This window comes from Micromonospora sp. WMMD735 (genome assembly GCF_049178995.1).
GTDB classification, from domain to species: domain Bacteria; phylum Actinomycetota; class Actinomycetes; order Mycobacteriales; family Micromonosporaceae; genus Micromonospora; species Micromonospora wenchangensis.
This window is the reverse complement of the sequence record NZ_JBMHMJ010000002.1, coordinates 2,374,485-2,397,469: the sequence shown is the minus strand read 5'-3', so window position 1 is coordinate 2,397,469 and position 22,985 is coordinate 2,374,485. Positions and strand designations below refer to the sequence as shown.

General features: G+C 66.9%; 13 protein-coding genes and 3 pseudogenes. 8 read left to right on the top strand and 8 right to left on the bottom strand.

From position 1 onward, the window contains the following. Window positions 1–905 precede the first annotated feature (905 nt). Window positions 906–1,342, top strand: a pseudogene (locus tag ACN268_RS10210) (IS5 family transposase); the annotation flags it as partial. A 263-nt stretch (window positions 1,343–1,605) separates the two neighbouring features. Beyond that, window positions 1,606–3,006 carry an IS1380 family transposase gene (locus ACN268_RS10205; RefSeq protein ID WP_421482927.1) on the top strand — a complete coding sequence of 467 codons (1,401 nt, stop codon included), beginning with the start codon at window positions 1,606–1,608 and terminating at the stop codon, window positions 3,004–3,006. 321 nt (window positions 3,007–3,327) lie between these two features. Here ACN268_RS10205 and ACN268_RS10200 read toward each other — a convergent pair whose 3' ends face one another. Next, window positions 3,328–4,122 carry a DUF6338 family protein gene (locus ACN268_RS10200; RefSeq protein ID WP_421482926.1) on the bottom strand — a complete coding sequence of 265 codons (795 nt, stop codon included), beginning with the start codon at window positions 4,120–4,122 and terminating at the stop codon, window positions 3,328–3,330. A 900-nt stretch (window positions 4,123–5,022) separates the two neighbouring features. Here ACN268_RS10200 and ACN268_RS10195 point away from each other — a divergent pair. The 3 genes from ACN268_RS10195 to ACN268_RS10185 are packed head-to-tail and all read left to right on the top strand — an operon-like array spanning window position 5,023 to window position 15,074. Further along, complete coding sequence (locus ACN268_RS10195) at window positions 5,023–6,078, top strand: trypsin-like peptidase domain-containing protein (RefSeq protein WP_421482925.1); 1,056 nt, start codon at window positions 5,023–5,025, stop codon at window positions 6,076–6,078. Window positions 6,079–6,081: 3 nt separating this feature from the next. Continuing rightward, window positions 6,082–7,167 carry an effector-associated domain EAD1-containing protein gene (locus tag ACN268_RS10190; protein ID WP_421482924.1) on the top strand — a complete coding sequence of 362 codons (1,086 nt, stop codon included), beginning with the start codon at window positions 6,082–6,084 and terminating at the stop codon, window positions 7,165–7,167. Beyond that, window positions 7,164–15,074: a CHAT domain-containing protein gene (locus tag ACN268_RS10185; protein WP_421482923.1), complete on the top strand. Its 7,911-nt coding sequence runs from the start codon at window positions 7,164–7,166 to the stop codon at window positions 15,072–15,074. Before ACN268_RS10190 ends, ACN268_RS10185 begins: the two co-directional genes overlap by 4 nt. Before the next feature lie 378 nt (window positions 15,075–15,452). Here the strand turns inward: ACN268_RS10185 and ACN268_RS10180 are convergent. Continuing rightward, a pseudogene (locus tag ACN268_RS10180) lies at window positions 15,453–16,621 on the bottom strand (IS3 family transposase). 65 nt (window positions 16,622–16,686) lie between these two features. Between ACN268_RS10180 and ACN268_RS10175 the strand changes: the two are divergent. Together ACN268_RS10175 and ACN268_RS10170 are read left to right on the top strand one after the other, a co-directional pair. Continuing rightward, window positions 16,687–16,986 (top strand): annotated as a pseudogene (locus ACN268_RS10175) (IS701 family transposase); the annotation flags it as partial. A 222-nt stretch (window positions 16,987–17,208) separates the two neighbouring features. After that, window positions 17,209–18,101, top strand: a protein-coding gene (locus tag ACN268_RS10170) for an IS5 family transposase (RefSeq protein WP_377683343.1) whose coding sequence is annotated in 2 segments (ribosomal slippage) — window positions 17,209–17,553 and window positions 17,556–18,101 — 891 coding nt in all. Because the reading frame shifts where the segments join, the coding sequence is not laid out codon by codon here. Here ACN268_RS10170 and ACN268_RS10165 read toward each other — a convergent pair. Continuing rightward, window positions 18,098–19,027 (bottom strand): hypothetical protein, encoded by a 930-nt coding sequence (locus tag ACN268_RS10165; RefSeq protein ID WP_421482922.1) that lies wholly within the window; start codon window positions 19,025–19,027, stop codon window positions 18,098–18,100. The two genes, ACN268_RS10170 and ACN268_RS10165, sit on opposite strands and share 4 nt — an antisense overlap. A gap of 119 nt (window positions 19,028–19,146) precedes the next feature. Between ACN268_RS10165 and ACN268_RS10160 the strand changes: the two genes are divergently transcribed. After that, window positions 19,147–19,542 carry a transposase gene (locus ACN268_RS10160; protein WP_421486850.1) on the top strand — a complete coding sequence of 132 codons (396 nt, stop codon included), beginning with the start codon at window positions 19,147–19,149 and terminating at the stop codon, window positions 19,540–19,542. On the opposite strand, the gene ACN268_RS10155 is transcribed toward ACN268_RS10160, so the two are convergent. The 5 genes from ACN268_RS10155 to ACN268_RS10135 all read right to left on the bottom strand — a co-directional run bounded on the left by ACN268_RS10155 (window position 19,535) and on the right by ACN268_RS10135 (window position 22,979). Further along, a complete protein-coding gene (locus tag ACN268_RS10155) occupies window positions 19,535–20,758 on the bottom strand; it encodes a beta-ketoacyl-[acyl-carrier-protein] synthase family protein (protein ID WP_421482921.1) in 1,224 nt (407 codons plus the stop codon). The two genes, ACN268_RS10160 and ACN268_RS10155, sit on opposite strands and share 8 nt — an antisense overlap. After that, window positions 20,755–20,994, bottom strand: coding sequence for an acyl carrier protein (locus ACN268_RS10150; protein ID WP_421482920.1), 240 nt, complete (start codon window positions 20,992–20,994; stop codon window positions 20,755–20,757). The genes ACN268_RS10155 and ACN268_RS10150 overlap by 4 nt, the downstream gene beginning before the upstream one ends. Before the next feature lie 96 nt (window positions 20,995–21,090). Then, window positions 21,091–21,498: a nuclear transport factor 2 family protein gene (locus tag ACN268_RS10145; protein ID WP_421408767.1), complete on the bottom strand. Its 408-nt coding sequence runs from the start codon at window positions 21,496–21,498 to the stop codon at window positions 21,091–21,093. Continuing rightward, on the bottom strand, window positions 21,488–22,618 hold the full coding sequence (locus ACN268_RS10140) for an SDR family oxidoreductase (RefSeq protein WP_421482919.1): 1,131 nt from the start codon (window positions 22,616–22,618) through the stop codon (window positions 21,488–21,490). The genes ACN268_RS10145 and ACN268_RS10140 overlap by 11 nt, the downstream gene beginning before the upstream one ends. Before the next feature lie 85 nt (window positions 22,619–22,703). Further along, the gene (locus ACN268_RS10135) at window positions 22,704–22,979 is read right to left on the bottom strand and encodes an acyl carrier protein (protein WP_421482918.1); all 276 of its coding nucleotides are present in this window, start codon (window positions 22,977–22,979) and stop codon (window positions 22,704–22,706) included. Between the last annotated feature and the right edge of the window lie 6 nt (window positions 22,980–22,985).

Here is a 22,985-nt window from a genome sequence, read left to right as displayed (position 1 = left end):
GCGCCGGGCGGCGAGGTCGTCGTCGGCGGGGGAAGACCCCCGCGCCTGCAGGGACGACTCCGTGGTGGTCACGTACTCGTCGTACGTGTTGGGAAGACCCCCGCGCGTGCGGGGACGACATGATCTACGGGGCCGCCGCCCTGGTGCAGTTGGGAAGACCCCCGCGCGTGCGGGGACGACGTGGCGGTAGGGGTCACCCGTCACCCTACCCACGGAAGACCCCCGCGCGTGCGGGGACGACGGCTGGCCCCGCTGGAGTAGAGGGGTCAGGGTGGGAAGACCCCCGCGCGTGCGGGGACGACGTCCTCGGGTCGAACGCGATCGGCACCCGGATGGGAAGACCCCCGCGCGTGCGGGGACGACACTTGCTGACCTGGGGATTTATCGCATGGGCATCGCAGAATCATTCAGTTGGTTCATCGGTTAGCTTTGTGGGTCTCGGTGTCATGGTGGTGGGCTGGGCCTTCTCGATCGTCGTGTGGCTCAATCCTACGGAGCACTCGGAGCACTGGTCACCAGCGGACGCGACGCAGGGTCTTGTCCCTCGGTGTCGTACGGCTGGTTCGCTGGACGGGGATTTCGCGAGCACGGAAATGAATCCGGGTGGGTCAAAGTCGACTTGTGTCGGGAAGGCGACTCAACAGGTGCAGACGGTGAGGATTTGTCGGTGGTGGCTTCTACAGTCGCCGCCATGTCGTCGGACCATGCCCGTGCACTTGCCGCCTTGTGGGGGAAGTCGAATGCTGGCGGGTATCCCAACCTGCTGCTGCAGCATCGGGCCTGTGTCGAAGTCGGTGTCGGGGCTTGAGCTGGTTTAAGGATCTTCGCGTGTCGGAGATCGCAAAGGAGTGAGGTCTCCGGTAGATGGTTCAGCGACCAAGCAGAACCTGAAAACCGGAGACCTCGTGGACACCCTAGCGGTGACGAGGCGGTTCGACCTGACCGACGTGCAGTGGGCGGTGCTGGAACCGTTGCTACCAGCGCCGAAGCGGCCAGGTCGACCGTCGTCATGGACCAGGCGGCAGTTGATCGATGGGATTCGGTGGCGGATTCGGGTGGGTGCCCCGTGGCGGGATGTGCCGCCGCAGTACGGGTCCTGGTCGGTGGTGTATGCCCTGTTCCGCCGCTGGCAGCGCGATGGCACCTGGCAGCAGGTCCTGACAGGGTTGCAGGCTCTCGCCGATGCGGCCGGCAGGATCACCTGGGACGTGTCCGTGGACTCCACCAGCGCCCGCGCTCACCAGCATGCGGCCGGGGCGTGGAAAAGGGGGATCTGCAGGCCGAACCACCCGGCGGCGTCACCGTCGAACCGGCCGACCACGCGCTCGGCCGTTCCCGCGGAAGCTCGATGAAAGCGGGGGTGGCTCAGGCCGATGAAGTCGCTGTGTCGTGGCCAGGGCTGGCCATCGTCGGCGTTCGGCTACCGATTAGCGGAATCACAACAGGCGCTTCTGCTACTCGGACGCAACAGAACGCCTAGTTAGCCTCGGCCCTTCGTTAAGGGCTGTCCAAGGTATGGCCGGAGAACGAAGAAGTGCCTTCTGATCAGGGACGATAGGGCTTGTCGAAGGTCCTGATCATCCCGTCACGGAAGGCACTTGCTGGGTGAAGGCTACCGCAACACGTCCGAAGATCGTGGTGACTGGCAATGGGCGAGGCGTGGTCGGTCACGCCGGTGCGCGGCTGCTCGCCGATCTCGCCGACGTGACCGGGTTGACCAGCGCATTCAGCCTTGCTCTCGCCGGGTTGCGGCAGCGGCGGGGCGGCCACGACCCGGGCCGGATCGCCGTCGATCTGGCGGTGATGCTGGCCGACGGCGGTGAGGCGATCGCCGATCTCGCGGTGCTGCGGGATCAGGCCGCCCTGTTCGGGCCGGTCGCTTCCGATCCAACGGCGTGGCGGCTGTTGTCGCAACTGGACGAAACCCTGCTGGCCCAGGTGCGGGCGGCACGGGCTCAGGCCCGCGAGGTGGCCTGGGCCCAGCACGCCGAGATCCACGGCCAAGCGTTCCCACAGGTCAGCGTGGCCGGGCAGACGGTCGAGGGCTTGGTCCTGGACATGGACGCGACGATCGTCATCTGCCACTCGGAGAAGGAAGCGGCGACCCGAACCTGGAAGAAGACGTTCGGGTATCACCCATTGTTCTGCTTCCTGGACAACACCGGCGAAGCCCTGTCCGGCGTGCTGCGTGAGGGCAGGGCCGGGTCGAACACCACCACCGACCACATCGCCGTCCTCGATCAGGCCTTGGCCCAGATCCCCGATGAGCACCGCCACGGCACCCCGATCCTGATCCGCTCCGACTCCGCTGGCTCCAGCCACGGCTTCCTCGCCCACATCCGCGGCCTGCGCGCCCAGCACCTCGACGTCCGATTCTCCGTCGGCGCCGCGATCACCGAACCGGTACGCCAGGCCATCACCGCCGCCACCGGCTGGGCCCCCGCCCTCGACACCGACGGGGACCTGCGCGAGCACGCCGAGATCTGCGAGATCACCGGCCTGCTCGCCGCCACCGGCTGGCCCGACGGAACCCGGTTCATCGTCCGCCGCGAACGCCCACACCCCGGCGCCCAACTGTCGCTGTTCGACACCATCGAAGGCTGGCGGCACCAGTTGATCGCTACCGACACCCCACCCGGGCAGGGCAGCATCCAGCACCTGGAGGCACGCCACCGCGCTCATGCCCGCGTCGAGGACCGCATCCGCTGCGGCAAGAACACCGGCTTCGGCCGGTTCCCGTCCCGCGTGTTCGCGATCAACCAGGCCTGGCTCCACCTCGCGCTGACCGGCATCGACCTACTCGCCTGGACCCAAGCCCTGCTCCTCGACGGCGACCTCGCCCACGCGGAGCCGAAGAAGCTGCGCTACCGGCTGCTGCACGTCGCCGCCCGCCTCACCCGCACCGCCCGACAGACCCACCTCGCCATCGCCGCCGGCTGGCCCTGGACGAACCAGCTACTCAACGCGTTCGGCCGCCTCGCCGCACTACCACGCCCCGCCAGCTGAACCTCAACCTCGACGCCCCCCACATCAGCACACGGAGGAACCCGGCCCCCGCGCCGGGTCATCACCATGCCCACCCCGAGCATGAGCACCCTCAAACCAAACTCATAGAGACACGCCTATCAACGCGGACCGAGATGAAAGACGGAGGTTAGCTGGCTCAGCGTCGGCACCAGTCTTCCGTAGGTCTCGATCTCCGACAGGCGATGCTCGACAAGAGGTCGTCGTGGGTTCAAGTTGCTTCGTCTCAAGAGTCGACAACACAGCCGTCGAACAGCAAACAGCCAGGGGGCATGAGGCCGTAGGAGGTGGAGGCCCATCTGCTCACGGTACGCCACCTGCCGGAGACACCTGCCTCTGCGACGCTGGAGCGGCACCGGCCGACGCGGTAGCCCCAGCCTCCGGAGTGGACTTTTGTTGCGGCGCGCCCTCGGGCAGTAGGTGGGTTACGTCGAGGCGCACGATGTTACGGGCTGCGATCACTATCATGTGCACCGGCAGTTCGTGAGTCACTCCATCAGCCGTCACATAAATCAGTGGGGCAGTGAGGATCAATTCGCGTTTGTCGTAGTCTACGGTTCCGGTACTCCATGACAGGAGCGTTCCTTGCACGTAGGAGTCGTTGTCCTGCAGTACACCGACGATAGTCTTGCCGTCGGTCTTCTTCTGCTCGAAGAACGCCCGCCACCAGGTGGAGACTTCGGTGATGTCGGTGGGCTCTTTGCCGGTGATCCATCGTAACGGCGCCGTCGATTCGAGGTTCTGCGATAAGCGGACTAAGCGCGGGTCAGCCGCAACCCAGGCGAGTACGGTGGCGAACACCATCAGTCCGAAGGCCCACCAGGCGAGCTGGACGTGATGCCCGCGGGCGAAGGGTACGGGATTACGAACCAGCGCCCTAATGTTGACCGTGTGCTCTGGCATGATCCATCGGACGATAGCGGCGAGCGCCATGGTCACCGACAGGCTCGCGACACTGACGAACACGACCCGCAAGGTCTCCCGGAACGCCGAGCGGGGGCCGGATGGCACTGCCTTCTCATGGCGCAGGACGAAGACCAGGCCTGGCGCAAGCAGCACGACGAAAAGGACCAGCCCAAGCAATGAGGACGGAACCATCGTTAGTCCTTCGGCGTCGCTCCCGAGGGCGGCGGAGGCGGCGGCGGAGCGCTCGATGCCGGCGGCGGCACCGAGGCCACTCCGGCCCCGTCCAGCTTCTGGCCGCGTTCCGACTCGTTGTTTGAGCGCCCTGACGTCATGCGGCCCTGCGGGCCGCCGCTCGGTTCGGTAGTACGAGGCATGTTGCTCCTTCAGCGTCGGCGCCAGACTACCCGTCCACGGCGGTGCTGAGGGTCATGCCTCCCGGTCGGGTGAAGCGCGGCAACCGTGTCCAGCGCCGCGAAGTGCTCGACCCGCAGCAACTACCAGCAGCTGTCCCCGAGACTGCGAGCTTCGATGAACTGATCGAGGTTTCGTCGCCTGTACCAACGCCGGCCATCGGCCGTCAATGGTGTCGGCGCTGGTCAGTGTCGATGAGAATCAAAATCCCGCCTTACTGCCGGGTCTACTTTTGCCACGCTGTATGGCGTCGCGACGATCCTCTGCCTTCTCCAGCAAGACCACCTGGCACCGGCTCGACCACGGCGATGACCCACGCACCCGACTACCATGTGCTGAAGCAAGGCTATCATCCGCTCGACATTGGGCTCGTGCGCGCGTCGCGCAGCCCAGGCAGTGCCGCGACGACAAGATCCCCTTCTCATGGGGCTCGCCGACAAAGGCAGCTGAGGTGCCCTAATAACTATCGCCGACGCAACGTTCCTACATGGAAGCAGTCCTGCCGTGAGGCGCCGATCGGCTGCTCGCCTGCGCGGCATCGGTCCGACGGGTGACGTGCGGGTCGGGTGATCGCGGGAGGAGATCAGCCGGTCGTGTCGGGTATCATGTATGTCCTCGCGTCCAATCAACCGGTGATGGTGCATAGATGACAGACGACCTCTACATCGACCGAATTGCTGGATGACCTTGCTTCTTAACTCCTATCCAGTCCCTTGGGACATGCCGGCCTTTCGGGAGTTGCGCGACGCTCTCGCCGCCAGTGTCTATCGGGACCGGGACATCGAGTTGATAACCGTGGACGCGGGTCTCTCGCCTGGCAATATCGCATGGGACCGGTCGGCACGGAATCTCTGGTTTCAGGTGATCAACGAGGCAGCCGGGTGTCAGCTTCTTCCTGCTTTGCTGGATCGTGTTCTGGCCCGTCAGCCGGCCCTGTGGACGAGGATCGAGGAGTTGTCTCGGGAGGAGCCCGTTGTCACCGCGCCCCTGCCGGCGGGCGCGGATGGAGTTCTCGGGCCGTCCGACCCGGGATGGAAGAACTTCGGCGGGGAAAGGCAGATCGTCAAAGGGCAGGAGACGCTGCTCGACATCGCCTTCCTGGAGCACGGGCTTCGATGCGCTCCGGCGGTGTGCCGGCTCCTGGTCACGATGGGTGGCGCCCACTATTACGGGACCGCCTTCCGCATTGGTCAGCGCACGCTGCTGACCAACCATCATGTTTTGCACAACTGGGACAACGATGACGCTCCTGCTGCGTCCGTTCAGGCGGCGTTCGGCTATGAACTGGACGTCCGGGGTGTGCTGCGAAAGCCGATGACGATCGGCTGTGACCCCGGTACGATCCGCGGGGACCGGACGCATGACTTCGCGGTGATCGATGTTGCCGAGCCGCTGTCCGATGACATTCCGATCCTGCCGATCGAGGCGGGCGCCTCGGTCTCGGTCGACGACCGAGTCTACATAGTGCAGCACCCGCAGGGATTACCGAAGAAGATCGCTATGCACCACAACGTCGTGCGTCACGTCGACGCCGACGTGGTGCAGTACTGGACTGATACCGAGGCGGGGTCCTCGGGGTCGCCGGTCTTTGACGAGAAGTGGCAGGTGGTGGCCCTGCACCATCAGTGGGTGGAGGCGCCCGGCGACGACGGTCAGGCTTTCCGAAACCAGGGTCGGTCGATCGGCAAAGTCGTCGACCGGATGGGCGCCCTCGGCATCGACTCGTGGCGGAGTTGACGTTTGGTTCTCTGGATTCATCAACCTGACTGGTCGGACACCAACACGACCACGATTCTTCACGATGCCTTGACCAAGGCATTCTGGGACCTGCGAGAACTGCAGGAGATCTGGCAGACGATCGGGCTGTCTCCGGGTGAGATCGAATGGAGTGGACCGGCGGTTATCGTGTGGCGGACGTTGACCAGGGAGGCCGCCCAAAAACACAAGCTCGAGGAACTCGTCCGGTTGGTACGGTCGCGTAAGCCGGCCGTCGCGGTCGACTTGGACGTCGTTCTCGCTGCCCGTCTTTCCAACTCGGCTTGGTATCGGTGCGCCGACCGTTACCAAGCGCGGCTGGTCGGGCCTGGATCCCGTCGGCCCCTAGTGGATCGCTCGCAGCTCTCCGCCGCACTGAGGAGTGTAGATAAGGAAAAATATCCCGTCCTCTCCATCAGCGGTGATCCGGGATCGGGTAAATCGCACAGCCGCTATCTGATCCAGCACGTCGCTGGGAGCATCGACGTCGACGCAACGCTGATCCTGGTCGATATCGCGGACGAATGGCAGGAGGGGAACGATATTGACGCGGTGGATTTTGTTGCCCGGCTAGCGCGGCGGCTCGGCATGCCCGCCGACTTCCATCCCGACTTATACACCGAGTGCCATCGCACCGCCAAGGAGCTCAGCAGCGATTTCGTCGGTCGCTTCCGTACCCTGCCCCAGATTTACCGCTGGATATTCATTGACGGCCTGGATCGTCCAAACGTGACTACTGCGGTGCACGGCTTCGTTCGCAATCTTGCGAAAGAGGTCGATAATAATCAGCTTGGCCAGACCCGCCTGATCGTGACAGGTCACCCTGGCGATTTCCCGCCCACAGTGCAAGACGTCCTGCAGATCGAGCAAATCGAGCCAATCGACACGAGTCACATAGCAGGTTTTTTTTATGACATAGCCCAGCATATCGGCGCAGATCTAGACGATGCTGCGCTGGACCGGCTCGTGAAGGACGTTCTCGCCGAGGCGAGCCTGGTCGATCTGCGTAGTCTCGGGCGCCGGGCCAGCCAGATCGCCCACCATCACTTCGCAGGGGTGAGCCCAGGATGACCGACTTAGGATCGGACCTACTCGAGCTCAAGCGGCGTGCCGCTGTGCTGTCCCACTTCGAGATGAGCTGGCTGGGTGCCGACGACACGCCGATCTCGGTGGTCGACAGCCTGCTGGCGGATTCCGACCGAGTCGTCGGCCCGGACGGCAAGCGGCATTGGGTCGTGGACGATTCCGTACGCCGCGGTGTAGTTGCCGTGAGCACGTTCGAGCAGCTCCGCGCGGCCTGGAGTGCGCTTCCGCACCGTCCCAGTGACGAGCGGCAGGCGCTGATCGACGAGTATCTGGGTGAGGATGACCCGCGGCCGGTCGGGCAATTGAGCGGGCCGGAGCTTCGGACGCTGCATTGGTTGTCGGGTTGGCTGGGTGGTGCCGGGCCCCAAGTGCCGGGGCCCGACCAGACACGCAAGGCTCTCGGTCGGCACGAGCTCATGGCGTCCTTGCGGAAGATGACCGGCAAGGGCTTCGTCGGGCGCGACGCGGAACTCGAGCTGCTGGACGGCCGGGACGGCAGCGAGGCGCTACTCATCCGCGGGGTCGGGGGCATCGGCAAGTCGGCACTGGCGGCGCGGCACCTCTTGCGTACGGCCGATGCCGGACGCAGCCTCATCGGTTACGTGTCCTTTGAAAGCAGCGCGGTCGACCCCGCCCGTCCTGCGAGCATCGTCGTCGTCCTGGCCCGTCAGCTTGCAGTGCAGGTCGAGGATGCCCTCGAACCGGCGGTGACGCAGCTGAGCGCGGCCGCTGCCGACCTCACCCGCGACACCGCTCAGCCGTACGCATTTATGGGCCGGCAGTGGACCGTCACCGCCCCGGATATAGCGTCGCTCGCCGCCCGCCTGCACGAGCTGATCGGCGATCACCGGTATGTCGTCGTCCTTGACGCCTTAGAGGAGGTGCAGCGCCGCGACCGTTCCGCCATCGTACGGCTCGGCGATCTGCTGGCCCGGCTCACCGAAGCCCTTCCGCGGCTGTCCATCGTCCTCGCCAGCCGGGCACCTGCTCCCCAGATCACCTCCGATGAGCTCGAGATCACCGGCTTGCCGTGGGCCGAAGCGCGAACGCTCCTGCGGCATGAGCTCGGCGAGTCCGCCGCCGACCTGGATTTAGAGGTGGTGCTCCACCAAGTCGGCACCAGCCCGCTGCGAATTCGCTTGGCCGCCGGCATCCTGCGGCACACCCCGGACGACGAGGCGCTTCGGGCACTCGCCCTGAGTCGGGGGACGGTCGAGGGTGAGCTCTACCGTCGGCTACTGGGGCACATCGAGGATCCAGCGGTCCGCCGTATCGCGCATCCGGGCCTCACGCTGAGGCGGGTGACCGCCGACCTAATCCGTGCAGTCCTGGCCAAGCCCTGCGGTGTGGACGTCCCGGACGATGCGACCGCGCGGCGCATGTTCGACGGACTGGCCCGGGAGGCGATGCTGGTGGAGCTCGACCCGGCCGAGAATGCGCTGGTCCACCGTACCGACGTGCGCCAGATGATGCTGCAACCGCTCGCCGCCGAGGAGAGCACCGCCGTACGCCGGATTCACGAGGCCGCAGTGCGGTACTACCGCGCGCGGGGTGGCGTTCGCGCCCGCGCCGAGGAGCTCTACCACCGGCTGATGCTGCGGCAGACACGCCGTACCCTCGACCGCTTCTGGGACGACGCGGCGCTGCCGGAGCTGCTCCCGTCGCTGGAGGAACTGCCACCACCATCCAAGGCCTACCTGGCCTGGAAGTCGGCGGCGGTGGCGGTCTCCGAAGATGACTTGGCGGCAGCCGACCGCGACGTACGCCGCGCGCTGATCCTGCGCCGGGCGCGCAACGATATCGCCGCCGGACAGGTAGCCACGGCCCTGGACGGGATCCGCGAGCACCGGTCGAGCAGCCGCGACGATGCGCTGGAGCTGCTCGACCTCGAAGTACAGGCACTTGAGCTGCTGGGTCGGCTCCAGTCGGCGGCCGAGATCGCCGAGAATGGCCTCCGACGTGCCGCCGGCGCCGGTCGCGTCTCTGACTTCCTTAGGTTGTCGGCGCACGCCGCGCGGTGCACGGAAGGTCTGGGGCGGCTTGGCCGGGCTGATGAGTTGATCACCACCGCACTCGACTACGCCCGTGACCTGCCACCCGACGAATCGAATCTGATCAACCATCTGACCCTCGTCGTCTATCGGCTGCGACTCATCCGCAAGGGTGTCGCCGTCGCACCGGAGACGGTCGAGGACCTGTTTCAGGAGGCCGCCAAGCTCTACGATACGCTTCCGGCCCGGGCGGTCGCACGCGCGCCAGGAGTACTGCGCGACCTTGCCGCCGAACTTGGCGACCGCTTCCCGAGGATCCAGCGGACCGCGTTGCGCTCAGTGGGACTTTCGGCCGATCGAGCACTGCTCGCCGTAGCCGTGGGAGAGCTCGACGAACGGACGCCGTCCGGCACCCATGCCAACGCGTCGGCTGCGGACGCCGTCAGCACTGCCGAGGGACGCGCCGAACTGGGCGACCGGCTGACGGACGTCCTCGATACGCATCGCGACCAGTGGTCTGGAGTTGCTTCGGAGCTCATCTCCGACGCCTACCGGGAGGAGTCCGACGCGGCTCACCGTCAAATCGTGCGTTCGGCTCGTGTGGTCGCGGTCCAGTGTCGCGGCACCGTCGGGTCGGGCTATCTGATCGCGTCCGGACTGGTGGCGACGTCAGCCGATCTGGGTGGAGCGGTCGGTGACTGGATCGAAGTTAGCGACGTCATTGGGCGCCACCACGGCACGGTCGTGTGGCGGGGCGCACTCGCTCTCGTCGAGTTTTCCGGTGCCGGTCCGTCCTACACCGACGGTGGCGGCACGCCGTGGGGCCGCATCGTGACGAGCACGATCGACGTACCGGCCGAGATTTGGGGCAGGCCGTCGGCGGCGCCGAGCCGCGACGCGGTTCATCTGGTCGGAAAGCTGCGAGCCGGCGACGGCGACCGGCCAATGGTCGAGCTGCCGCGCGCCGCCGAACCAGGCCTCGCAGGGGCGCCGGTCTTCTGCGAGGGCCTGTTGACCGGTCTCGTCGTCGCAGCGGGCGGGCGGCGGCTGGCTATCGTGCCTGTCGGCGCGATGATCGAGGACGGAGCCGCCCGGCAGATCGTCAGTCGGCATCTCGTCCCCGCATTCCGGCCTGTCGGACTACCGGCGCTAGCCGAGGCGGAGCCGGCCTCGAGATTGCGCCCGACTGACCTGTTACGGGCGAGCCTGCGCGTAGCGCCGTTCCGCGGCCGACAGGACGTGATGGAAGGGCTACGAACCTGGTGCCAGGGCAGCGGACCGGAGGTACTGTTGCTGCACGCTCCGGGCGGACACGGCAAGACGCGAATCGCGTGGGAACTAGGACTTCAGCTGGAGTCCGAGGCATGGTTGGTGCTGCGCCTGCGACCAGAAGCCGAACCCGTCCACTTAGGCGTGCTTGATGGGGTGAACGTTCCATTGCTGGTCGTCATCGACTACGCGGAACTGCGCTCCGAGCAGGTCCGGGCGGTGCTGGCGGCCTTTCAGAGACATCAAGGTCGCACCTTGGTTCGGCTGCTACTGCTGGCGAGATCGGCCGGCGACTGGTGGGACGACCTGGCGGAAACCGTTCCGTCGCTGCGAAGCGCTGTAATGACCAAGCTGCCTGACTGGCAGCCCGATCCGGACGGTCGACGTGCAGCCTATCTCGATGCCTCTCGCGCGTTCGCTGAGGCGCTGGGCGGCTATCTCGACAAGAACTGGCCGGCTATCGCCGACCGGCTGAGTGTGCCGGAACTGCCCGCCGGCACGTCGCCCCTGGCGATGCAGATGGCCGCGCTTGTCCACCTTCTCGACGAGGCACCAGGGGGACCGGCGCTAGATACCCTGGTCGAGGACCGGCTGCTGCTGTTCGAGCGCCGCTACTGGCGACAAGCCGCCAGCAACGCGGGCCTGCTGGCGAGACTGGACGAGCCGGACTTGGTCGACGCACTGACTGTGGCCTTGCTGTTCGGCGCGGACGACCACGGGCAAGGCCAGCGGCTGCTCGGCAGCCTCGACGCTATCGCCGGTTCGGGACTCGGCGAAGAAGTGCGCGACTGGATCGCCACACTCTACCCGCCGGTAGACGAGACCCATCCGTGGGGATCGATGCTACCCGATCGGCTCGCTGAGCACTTCTTCGCCGACCGCCTTGCGATCGGCGACGACCTCGTCCGTCGAGCGCTCCCGGCAGCTACATCCGCGCAGCTTGAGCGCATGCTCGTCCACTACGCCCGTGCGGTGCCCCATCATTCGCGCGGCGACGTGCTCAGCCGGCGACTCGTCGCCCTCAGCGTCGAACATCCCAACATCCTCGCCGCGCCCGCACTGGAGGTCGTCACCAAGGTCGAGTCGCCGGAACCGCTGCTGGCGGCGCTGAACGGGATTGTCCAAGCACCGGACACCCCGGAACCGATTCTCGCCCAGCTCGCCGAACGACTTCCCAATCGTAGCCTACGACTGTCGAAGATCGCCGTCGCGCTGCTCCGACGCGTCATCGAGCACTATCGGCGGCACGATCGCCGGCCCGACCTTGCCAGATCCTTGAACAATCTGGGGATCAGATTAGCCGAGTACGGCCGGCCGGAGGAGGCGCTTCCGGCCGCGGAGGAGGCTTTGCGGCTCTACCGCAGCCTCAGCGAGACGAACCGGTACACGTCGCGGCCTGAGCTGGCGATGGCGCTCAACAACATCGGTGTCATGCTCGCTGAGCTGGGGCGACGGGAGGAAGCGCTGGCATATAACCTAGAAGCGGTGGTGATCCGCAGACAGCTGGCGGACGCCAACCCGGAAGCGTTCCGGCCGGACTTGGCCGCTTCGCTAAACAACGTCGGCGTCGCACTGTCGGAAATGGGCCGGAATGAAGACGCGCTCGCCGCGAGCGGCGAAGCGGTGACGATCCTGCGCATGTTGGCCCACATGAATCCCGCCACCTACCTACCCGACCTGGCACGGTCGCTGAACAACCTATCGACCGACCTGAACGAGCTGGGCCGGCACGCAGAGGCACTGAGCACCCTCGCGGAAACAGTATCGATCCGGCGACGGTTGGCCGATGTCCAGCCGGACGCCTTTATGCCCGGACTGGCTGCATCGCTGCGCAAACTCGGCCTCTACCTGTCCGAGCAGGACCGATGGGCGGAAGCGTCCTCCGCCCTCGAGGAGGCGGTGGCTCTGTATCGGGAGCTCGCCGCAACGGACCCCGCGACCTACCAAGACGGGCTCGCCAGGTCGCTGGACAGCCTAAGCGCCGTTCTGGCGGAGCCAGAGCGCGCTGCCGACGCATGCTCGGAGGCCCTGAAGCTCTATCAGGTGTTGGTTCAGGCCGACCCGGAAAAGTACCTACCCAACTTACTCAGGCTAGTGAGCAGGCTTCCGCTTGGTCCCGGCGGCAATCCGTCGTTGGAACGGACACGAGAGCTCACCTCCCACGTAGCCGCAGCCCTCGCTGGGGAGGCAGCGATCAAGGAGGTCGTCGGCAAGCTCTTGGTGACTCCGGTGAGCGGTCCAGTGCGCGCCGTCCTCGCTGCGGTCCTGACCTGGGGGCTCCTCACCCGTGACGGGAACCACATTGTCGCGCTGCGCCGCGAGCTGCGCGTGTTGACCGAGCTGGTCGATGGCGAGGCGCTTTCGGTCACGATGTGGCGCCGGATGCGTGCGCTGGTCCGCATGATGGTGACTGTCGCGGACGCTGCCGCAGACGATGTGGCCGATCCGGTCGAGGCTTTCGCCGAGGTGGACCGGCTGGCCGCCGACCTCGATTCAGGTGACCGGCGGACCGTGCCTATGGTCGAATTCGTTCGAGCGATCCTGGCCCTAAAATCAGATTCGATCGTCCGGGATAACGCGGTCCGCATCGAGGGCTCCGCTTACCTGGCTACATCTGTGGCCGAAGCCGACGTGTCCATAAAATCGATGCTGGAAACCCTTTCGGTGCTGCAGGAGATGACGGCGGATCCGCTCGATGATCTGGCCGGCAAGGTCGAGCGGCTGCGGAGCAGCCGGGACCGGCTGGACGCAGACTCCCCACTACGTCCTGGAATCGATAATCTTCTCGCCGTAATGGACGCGTTGGGCGGGCGGCTCTTGCGTCCCGATGCGGCCGACACGAATGAACTTGCGCTGACCCACGCTGCCGCAGCCACGTACCTCATTGACCCAGCCCGCGATCCCGACCATATAGACAAGGGTGTCGAGCACATGCGTGATGCCTTGGCGGCGAGCGGCTTCAACGATCCGCAGCGGACCATTTACCTATCCGGCCTCGCGCTCGGCCTGCTCCGGCGCTCCGAGCACACCGACAGCCTCGCTGACCTGCCAGAGGCCGAGGGTCTGCTGCGGGAAGCACGGGCGTTGTTGAAAGGTCCGCAGGACACCGCCTGGTCGATGGTGCACGGAATGCTCGCTGCGGTTCGCCTCCGGCTCGGTGCCGTTGAGGACAGCCATCTCGATGCGGCCGAAGGACTGCGCGGGTACATTTGGCGGCTTCTCGAGCAACCAGATGCGTCGGGTATCGCCCGAGTCGCGCGGGAAGCCGTCGAAGCGGCGACCACGGTTGCTCAGCGGTGCTTGCAAGGTGGCGACGCGAAGGGAGCGGTACTGGCGCTGGAAGCCGGCCGGGGCCTGACCCTCTTCGCGGCCACCGAACATTCATCGATGTTCGAACGGCTGCGCTCCATCGGCCGTCCCGACCTCGCGGACGAGTGGCGGCGGACAACCATCGAGGGTGGCGTTTCGCCAGCCTTGCGGCGCCGGATAATGGACAGCCTGGCCGAGGCAACTCCGCACGGCAGCATTTTCGATGCTCCGTCGCCGGAAGAAATTCGCGAAGCGCTGGCCGGGCTTGACCTAGACGTGTTGATCTACCTCGTCCCGGGCGGCGGAGGCTGGCCCGGCTTCGTGGTGGCGGTGCCCGCGCAGGACATGGAAGCTCTGATCACTCTTCCCCTACTTCATCTGCGAGACAAGCCCGACGAGTCGCACCAGGTCGGCGACTGGGCCTGGCGCGTCGCCATCGGCCCGATCGTCGATCAGCTCCTGCCGAGGCTGACCCGCCGGCTAGCGAACCGGGTGCCCCGGCTCGCACTGGTGCCGATCGGCGAGCTCGGCCTGGTTCCATGGCAGGCGGCACGGCGTGCCGACGGTGAGCCGGCCATTCGTACGGTCGCGTTTTCCTTTCCGGTGTCGGCCCGCATGCTGTGCCGTAGCGCGGCACTCCCACCGGTCCTACCGTCGGGGTCCGGTCTGATCGTGGGTGACCCGGACGGCTCGCTGCCCGGCGCTACCGTCGAGGCGTACGGGATCTGGCAGAGTTTCTATCCTCGCGGCGTCTACATGGGTAGGTTGCCTCAGGGTGGGATCAGCGAGTCGGGTGCCGGCACAGCTGACGAGCTGCGCGCATGGCTTACGACGCCCGGCGCAGCCCCAGGTGACGTTGTGCACATCGCCGGCCACGGCGTCGTCACGGCTGACGGATCATACCTGCTACTCGCGCGCGAGTCGCGGCTATTCGGCGAGGATCTCGTCCGGCTGACGGCCGCTGCGCCCGACCGCGAACTCGGTGTAGTGGTGCTGGCGGCGAGCAACACCAGTGTGGTCGCCGGAAGCTATGAAGAGGCCTACACCCTCGGCGCCGCCTTCCTAGCGGCCGGGGCACGCTCGGTGCTGTCTGCCCTGGGACCGGTGACAGACCGTGCTACCTCGTTGCTGCTGTTCATGTTCCACCACTACCTGACCGCCGAGAGCCGACCTGTGTGGGAGGCCCTACACCTTGCCCAGCTCTGGATGCTCGATCCGGCTCGCATACTGCCTGCATCCATGCCCGAATCACTTCGCAGCTTTCACCACGGAGTCTCAGCTGACGCCAGCGCTTGGGCCAACTTCGTTCATGGCGGCCGCTGAATGGCCGGGCGAAGACGTTGCAGGGATTCCATGGTAGACGCGTCAGGTCGGGTTTTCCAACCAACAGGATGGCTCTGCTGCGTCGGATCGGCGAAGGTGAGATGGTCGTCGCCAGGTTGGTTACTGAGAACGCGCGTCCGGCCAACACGGTGACCTGCTGCCGGTGGTCAGCCATGTGCTGGCGTCATATGCATGTGCCCCCGTTTACCCCCCGAAAATCCCCGCAAAGGGTCGACCTTCAGTGATAACTGTGGACCAGTCGATAACCGGATGTGAGCAGGTCAGAGTTAGTATCTGACGACCAGTGACAACTCTTATTCGTGACGCTCGGTAAGCGTAGGTTGTCGGGTCTGCTGCAGCGGCAGGTGACAGGTGTAGTCACGCGGCCTGACTGGCCGGTGGGTGCATGATGGTCTCGAATTCCACGGGGGTCAACCGGGACAGTGATCGTTGGCGTCGGCGGCGGTGGTAGGTCCGTTCGATCCAGGTCACGATCGCGATCCGTAGTTGCTGGCGGGTGGCCCATGATCGCCGGTTGAGGACGTTGTTCTGCAGGAGTCCGAAGAAGGATTCCATGGCGGCGTTGTCGCCGGCGGCGCCGACGCGGCCCATCGATCCCGGTCATGTGGTGGCGGTGGAGGGCTCGGACGAATTTCCTGGACCGGAATTGGGATCCGCGGTCGGTGTGCAGGATGCAGCCGGCCAGGTCACCGCGTCTGGCGGCGGCGTTGTCCAGTGCGGTGACGGCCAAGCGGGACTTCATCCGTGAGTCGTGCAGTAGCCGACGATCCGGTGGGACCAGACGTCCTTGATCGCGCACAGGTAGAGCTTGCCTTCGGCGGTGTGGTGTTCGGTGATATCGGCCAGCCACAACTGGTTGGGCCGCTGGGCGGTGAAGTCCCGGCGCACGAGATCGTCATGCACCGGCGGGCCGACCTTGCGGCCCTTGCCGCGACGCTTGCGCTTGCCGAAGGCGCTCCACCAGCCGTTACCGGAGCAGATCCGCCACGCGGTGCGGTCGGCCATCGGCTGCCCGGCGTCGCGGGCCTCGTCGACGAGGAACCGGTAGCCGAACTCCGGATCGTCGCGGTGGGCGTCGAACAACGCGTTGGCCCGGTACGCCGCTACCTGCTCGGCGCTGGTGACGGGTCGGGCCAGCCACCGGTAGTACGGCTGACGAGCGATCTTCAACACCCGACACGTCACCGCCACGCCGATCCCGTCGGCGGCCAGCTCGCTCACGAGCGGGTAGAGCCTTTTCCCGGCAGATGCGTCTGCGACAAGTAGGCAGCGGCCCGGCGCAGGACCTCGTTCTCCTGCTCCAACAACCTGATCCGCTTACGCGCCTCCCGCAGCTCGGCCGACTCACTGCCGGCCGTCCCGGCCGCGGCGCCGGCGTCGACGTCGGCTTGGCGCAGCCACTTGAACAAAGTCATCGGGTGCACGCCGAAGTCCTTGGCGATCTGCTCGACCGTCACGCCTGGCTCGCGGTCACGAGCGACACGCACGACGTCATCGCGGAACTCTCGGGGGTACGGCTTGGGCACAGCAACATCCTTCCAGCCCGCCCGCAGGGCAAGCCATCTCAGATGTCACCTATCGGTGCAGCAGACCCGGCCGCGGACACTGGCTCCTGGCCCGTCGCAGCATCACCACCGGCGAGATCGCCTACTACGTCTGCTACGGACCACGCCGCACCCGTCTGATCGACCTCGCCCGTGTCGCGGGCGCGAGGTGGGCGATCGAGGAGTGCTTCCAGCAGGCCAAGAACGAAGCCGGGCTCGACGAGTACCAGGTCCGCGACTGACGGGCCTGGTACGCCCACATCACCCTCGCGATGGCCGCCCACGCCTGGCTGTCCGCAGCCAGATCCCTTGCGGCAAAAGGGGAACCAGCGCCGGCGACGGCATGATGATCGGCTACACGGTACCGGAGATCCGAAGACTCCTCACCGCACTCGCAGTGCGATCAACCCACCCACCAGAGCACGTCTGGGCATGGTCTCGATGGCGCAGACGACGCCAACACCAAGCCCGAACCTGCCACTACCGACGACGCGGCTACCCCTAAACAACTGCCGTAGCAGTACTAGGTTCTGTCTTGCGGATCATGAGTGTCGCTCGTTAAGCCTGGTATGGCGCGAGGTGATCTCACGAACCACGAGTGGGCTGTGCTGGCACCGTTGTTGCCGGCGCAGCCCGTTCGGGGTGGACGGTGGCGGGACCATCGGCAGATCATCAACGCGATCTGCTGGGTGAAACGCACCGGGTCGCCATGGCGGGACCTTCCCGAACGGTACGGGTCATGGAAGACCGCCCACGGACGGTTCTCCCGGTGGGCGGCCGATGGGACGTGGGCCCGGTTGAAGGCCCACGTCATCGCCCTGGCCGAACTCGACGACGGCATCGTCTGGAACGTGCAGGTCGATGCCACCATCGTGCGTGCCCACCAGCACGCCGCCGGTGCCCGTAAAGGGGGCTGAGCCGGGAGGAGTCGCGGGCAGCGCAGGCCATCGGCCGGTCGCGGGGTGGTCTCACCACGAAGATCCACACCCTGGCCGATGGACGTGGCCGTTCCCTGGCCACCCGGATCACCCCTGGTCAGGCAGCCGACACCCGCCAACTGATCCCGCTGCTGGGCCAGGTCCGGGTGCCCCGTCCCGGTGGGGTGGGCCGGCCACGTACGAGGCCTGACTCGTTGACCGGTGACAAGGCGTACTCCTCTCGCGCGAACCGGACCGCCTTGCGGGGCAAGGGCATCACCACGGTCATCCCCGAGCCCAACGACCAAATCGCCAACCGGAAGCGGCGGGGGCGACGCGGCGGCCGACCACCGACGTTCGACCCGGTCGCCTACCGGCGCCGCAACCAGGTCGAACGTGGTTTCAACCGGCGTAAGCACTGGCGAGGACTCGCCACCCGCTACGACAAGTTGGCCGCCAACTTCCAGGCCACCCTCGATCTGGTCGAAACCCTCGACTGGCTACGCGCCGTCCCCGACAACCAAGATCCGCGAGACAGAACCTAGTCGCGTCCGTAACGGCCTGGCGACAGCTCGTATACGCATTGAATGTTCTGTGCGCGCAGGAGGGCCAGCAGGTCGTCCCCCGGTTGAGCCGGCAGGAGGACGGCACGCTCAGGCAGGCCGGGAATGTGTCGGCTGTAGTCCAGTAGTTGCCCGACCGCCATACGAATAGCGTCGCGGGTAACGACTCCCTTCGCCTCGTACAACACACCGGCAGTCTGATCGAACAGGTCGGTGTAGAGGTCGTACGGCTCGCCGGGCGGCCTAATGCGGTACCGCGCGCAGGTGTGTCCCAAGGTCTCGAGGTGCTCCTGGTAGCGGGCCACGAGGTCGGCCTCCCGCTTGACGGCCACGGCACTTTCCGAGCTGGGAAGCGAGTACGTACTTCTGCCGATCTTCTCGATCGGTACCGCCTCCGCGCTTCCGGCAGGTGTGACGGCCGCGGAAACCGGGACAGGTTCGGCTGTTAAACCGGCTGGTGAAGCACGCAGGACGGCGAGGTGGGACCACCAGAGCCGTTCGAGTTGCTCATCGGACGGCGGGTACAGACGCTGCCCCGACCCGAGAACATGATTCCAGTGGTGTGTCGGCACGCCTGCCAGCAGCTTCTCGACCGACAGGCGGTCCTCCACCGGCAGCACGGTGTCCCAGCGCACGGTGATGTACCACGCCTGGCGGGTCGGAGCCTCCCAGTGGGCGTCGGCGAAGACACTGCTCCCGGTCACGGCTCCGCTTGCGACGATGCCGCGCTCCCGGTTCTGCCGGAACAGGAAGACTCGGTCCCCGCGACCCAGCCCACCCCGGCGCGACCCGACACTCCAACGACAGGAGACCGCCTTACCACCCGCTGTACGTCTCACATCCCGCGCATAGAGATCAGACGGATAGCCGGATTCCCCAGCGTCCCAGGTCAGAATGACGGTGATCACGATGTGAGCATCACGGGACGCGGACGGTGGCGGTATCAGGCGATCGGACGCCGGCGGTGCGGTGACGGGGTGACTCTGACCATAGGGATAGGCGGCCCGGAGGTGGGCCTGCCCCCGTTCTGACGGACATCCAAGATCAGGGGACCTGGGGTCTCCGGGAGGATGTCCATCATCATGGAGAGCATGGGGAAGAAGCGGTCGCGGCCTCGGCGTTCGTTCAGCCGGAGTTCAAGGCCGAGATCGTCGAGTTGTGCCAGCGTGGTGACCGCACGCTTCGACAGGTCAGCCAGGATTTCGACCTGACCGAGACCGCGGTGCGTGACTGGGTCAAGCAGGCCGACCTCGATGCCGGTGCCCGCACCGACGGGCTGACAAGCAACGAACGAGACGAGCTCGCGCAGCTGAGGCGGGAGAACCGCAGGCTGCGCGAAGACGTGGACATTCTCAAGCGGGCGACGGCACGCCCCCATCACCTGGCACGATCGCCGGTTGGTCTGGCCGCCGGCGTCAGGTGACGGCGATGACGAGGGCGGTGTTGTGTCCGCCGAAGCCGAAGGAGTTGGAGACCGCGGCAGTGCCCTGGTTCTTCCGGGGCGCGTCGACGACGACGTCCAGGTCGACGGCGGGTTCCACCGCCTGCACGTTGGCGGTGGGCGGTACGAGGCCGTGCCGCAGGGCGAGAACGGTGTATACCGCCTCGATGGCGCCAGCGGCACCGAGGGGGTGGCCGGTCACCCCCTTGGTCGAGGTGATGACGGTGTCCCGACCGAGTACCCGCCGCACGGCGGCGGCCTCGGTCACGTCGTTGAGCGGAGTGGACGTGCCGTGCGCGTTCACGTGGCCGATGTCGTCGCTACCCAGCCCAGCGTCGGCCAGGGCGGCGCGCATGGCGCGCTCGACGCCGGCACCGTCGGGCGCAGGGGTGGTGGCGTGGTAGGCGTCGGTGGACGCACCGTAGCCGAGCAGATGGGTTCGTGGCCGGACACCCCGGCCGTGGGCGTGTTGTTCGGTTTCGAGCACCACGACGCCCGCGCCTTCCGCCATCACGAAGCCGTCGCGCTCGACGTCGAACGGGCGGGAGGCACCGGCCGGGTCGTGCCTGCGGGTGGACAGTGCCTTCATCCGGGCAAACGCGGCGGCGAAGTACGGGGTGACGGCGGCATCGGTGCCGCCGGCAACCGCCACGTCGGCGACGCCGAAGCGCAGCAGGTCCCGGGCGAGACCGATGGCGGTGGCACCGGATGCGCACGCCGTCGCGACGGACATGCTGGGGCCGTGTGCGCCGAGATCGATGGCCACCTGAGCGGTCGCCATGTTGGGCAGCGCCATCGGCAGGGTGAGCGCCGAGATCCGGGCGGCACCGGTCTCCAGAAGTTTGCGGTGTTGGGTCTCGGCGGTGATGGTGCCGCCTGCGCCGGTGCCGATGATGACGGCGACGCGGTTCGGGTCGCAGTCGGCGATGTCCAGGCCGGCGTCGCCGACCGCCTCGCGGGCCGCGACGACGGCGAACTGGGCGTGGCGGTCCAGCATCCAGGTTTTCCGACGGCCGAGCAGTATGTCGGCGTCGAAGTCGGGAACCACACAGGCGAAATCGACCGGTAGCCCCGCCAGCTGCGGCGGCCGCACCGCCGTCGACCGGCCGGCGAGGACACGGTCCCAGTTGGCAGGCACGCCGACGCCGGCGGGGGTGACCAGCCCGAGACCGCTGATGACGACGGGCGCGGGTGTCACCGGGGCGCGCCCATGGCGGTGAGCAGGGCGGCTATGTCGTCGACGGAGGCTGTCTGGGAGATGTCGTCGTCGGAGATCGTCACGCCGAACTCCGACTGGAGGACCTCGGCGAATTCGACCAGGGCGAGGGAGTCGAGGTGAAGCTCGTCGAGTGTGGAATCCGGTCGGATGGTGCCGGGTTCGACGCCGAACCGGGTGGTTAGCAACTCGCCTATGCGATGGTGCAGCGGGTTCATCGTGACTCCGGGGTGAGATGTGGGGATGCCGGGGGAGCGGGGCTGCCCGGCGGTGCGGTGCGTCGGGCAGCCGGACGTCCGATGGATCTCGGTGAGTCAGCCGTCGAGCTTCTGGTCCTTGACCCACGGCCACCGGGTGCGGTCCAGGTAGGTGTGATCGGTGACGATCGTGCCGTCGTGGAAGGTCAGGATGGCGCACCACGGGGTTTCCCAGGTGGTGCCGGAGTCGGTGTCGGTGCCGAACAGGACCGCTTCGACGATCACGTGGTCATCGGCCGCGATCAGGTTCTCGATGCGGGCCCTGCGGTCCGGTGCGGCGTCGAGCACCGACTGCTCGATCTCGTGGAACTGGGCGCGGTCGGTGATGTCGATGAGCCCCGGGCACACGACGTTGATGTCGGGGGCGTAGCTGTCGTCGATCATGCGGTGGACGTCGGTGTTGTAGTACTCGATCCAGCGGTGGACGGCGGCGACGTTCCGTTCCTGGCGGGTGTCAGCGGACATCGAGGGTGCTCCTGACTCGGGTCAGCGGCCGGGGCCGCGGCTGGTGGCGGGCGAGTAGTTCTCCGATGACGGGGCGGGGCGCCGCGAAGGCGGTGGCCGACGCGCCCGTCAGGCCTGTGGTGTGGGTGTTGTCGAAGGTCTTCGGTGAGCAGGTGTAGGACAGGTGGAAGGCCAGGGCGTTGGCCAGCAGCCGGTCCAGGGCGTCGAGTTCGCGGGGATCGTCGACGAACACCGGTGCGGGGAGTCCCGCACGGGTGAACACGACGTCATACATTTCCTGGGCGCTCGGCGCGGTGGAGTTGGTCAGGTGGTAGACGGTGCCGCTGGCACCGTGGAGTCCGGCGCGCACGCCGTGTTCGACGACGTGGTCGAGGGGCACGAGGTTGATCTCGCCCCGGCCGTCGCCGCAGAGCCTCGACGGCTGGCCGAACAGGCGGTCGCCGTGGCGTTTCTCGTACTGCCGGCGGAACCGGGCAACCCGGGTGGCCAGGTCGTAGAGGCCGGAGAAGGCGCTGGTGCGCAGCGTGCGACTGTCGGCGACCACCGCGCTGGGGCGCAGGATCCGCCAGGTGAGCCCGGAGGCCGCGACCAGCCGCTCGGCGGCGACCTTGGTGCGTTCGTACTGGTTGTTGACGGGCTGGTCGGACGGGGGGAGTGTCTCGGCTTGCGGGCCGCGACGGCGGCCGGCGACGTAGGCGGTGCTGATGTGGACGAGTTCCGCGTCGTGTTCCTGCGCGAGGGCGACGACCTGCTCGGTGCCGACGACGTTGGCCTGCTGCGTCTGAGCGGAGTAGCCCGGTTCGTAGGCCAGCGACGCGGCGCTGTGCCACAGCAGGACCCGACCCGGAGGAAACCGCAGCGCGGTCGCCACCACGGACAGGTCGGTGATGTCGCCGGGTACCGCCCGGAGCCGGTCACGGCGGATCAGGTCCGGTGACCGGCCCTGTTCCTGCGCGGTACGGACCAGCTGTGTGTGCAGCCGCGCCTGTGCCTGCTGCTGGGTGGGGGCGCGCACCAGGCACCAGACCGGATCGTCGGTGCGGGCCAGCAGGTCGAGTACGAATGCGCTGCCCAGCATGCCGGTGGCGCCGGTCACGACGTGGGTGGTCGGTCTGCTCATCGGTGTCGTCGTCCTCCTTCCCGGGCGGGCCCGGTGGGTCGCGGGGTGCGTGGGGTTGAACGGCGAGGCGGTTGATGCCGCGTCGTCAGCCGTCGACCGGGCGACGGCCGACGGCCTGCCGTAGGTCCTCGGCCAGTTCGCCGACGGTCGCCGGCACCCACGTGTCCTCGGCCATCAGGACGACGCCGTAGTGCGCTTCGAGGCGTCCCAGCAGGTGCAGCATCCGGATGGAGTCGGCGCCCTCGATGTCCATCAGCACCGTCGTCTCGTCCACCTCGGCGGTAGGTGCGTGGAAAACGTCGCGGGCCCACTGCGTCACCCGCGACACGATCTCGGAACGGGTGGCGTCGACAGTTGTCATGACATC

Bases quoted from the DNA above. Each gene is read 5' to 3' on its own strand.
- ACN268_RS10185 (WP_421482923.1), top strand. From the start codon at position 7,164: ATGACCGACTTAGGATCGGACCTACTCGAGCTCAAGCGGCGTGCCGCT.
- ACN268_RS10145 (WP_421408767.1), bottom strand. From the start codon at position 21,498: ATGTCCGCTGACACCCGCCAGGAACGGAACGTCGCCGCCGTCCACCGC.
- ACN268_RS10195 (WP_421482925.1), top strand. From the start codon at position 5,023: ATGACCTTGCTTCTTAACTCCTATCCAGTCCCTTGGGACATGCCGGCC.
- ACN268_RS10200 (WP_421482926.1), bottom strand. From the start codon at position 4,122: ATGGTTCCGTCCTCATTGCTTGGGCTGGTCCTTTTCGTCGTGCTGCTT.
- ACN268_RS10135 (WP_421482918.1), bottom strand. From the start codon at position 22,979: ATGACAACTGTCGACGCCACCCGTTCCGAGATCGTGTCGCGGGTGACG.
- ACN268_RS10150 (WP_421482920.1), bottom strand. From the start codon at position 20,994: ATGAACCCGCTGCACCATCGCATAGGCGAGTTGCTAACCACCCGGTTC.
- ACN268_RS10140 (WP_421482919.1), bottom strand. From the start codon at position 22,618: ATGAGCAGACCGACCACCCACGTCGTGACCGGCGCCACCGGCATGCTG.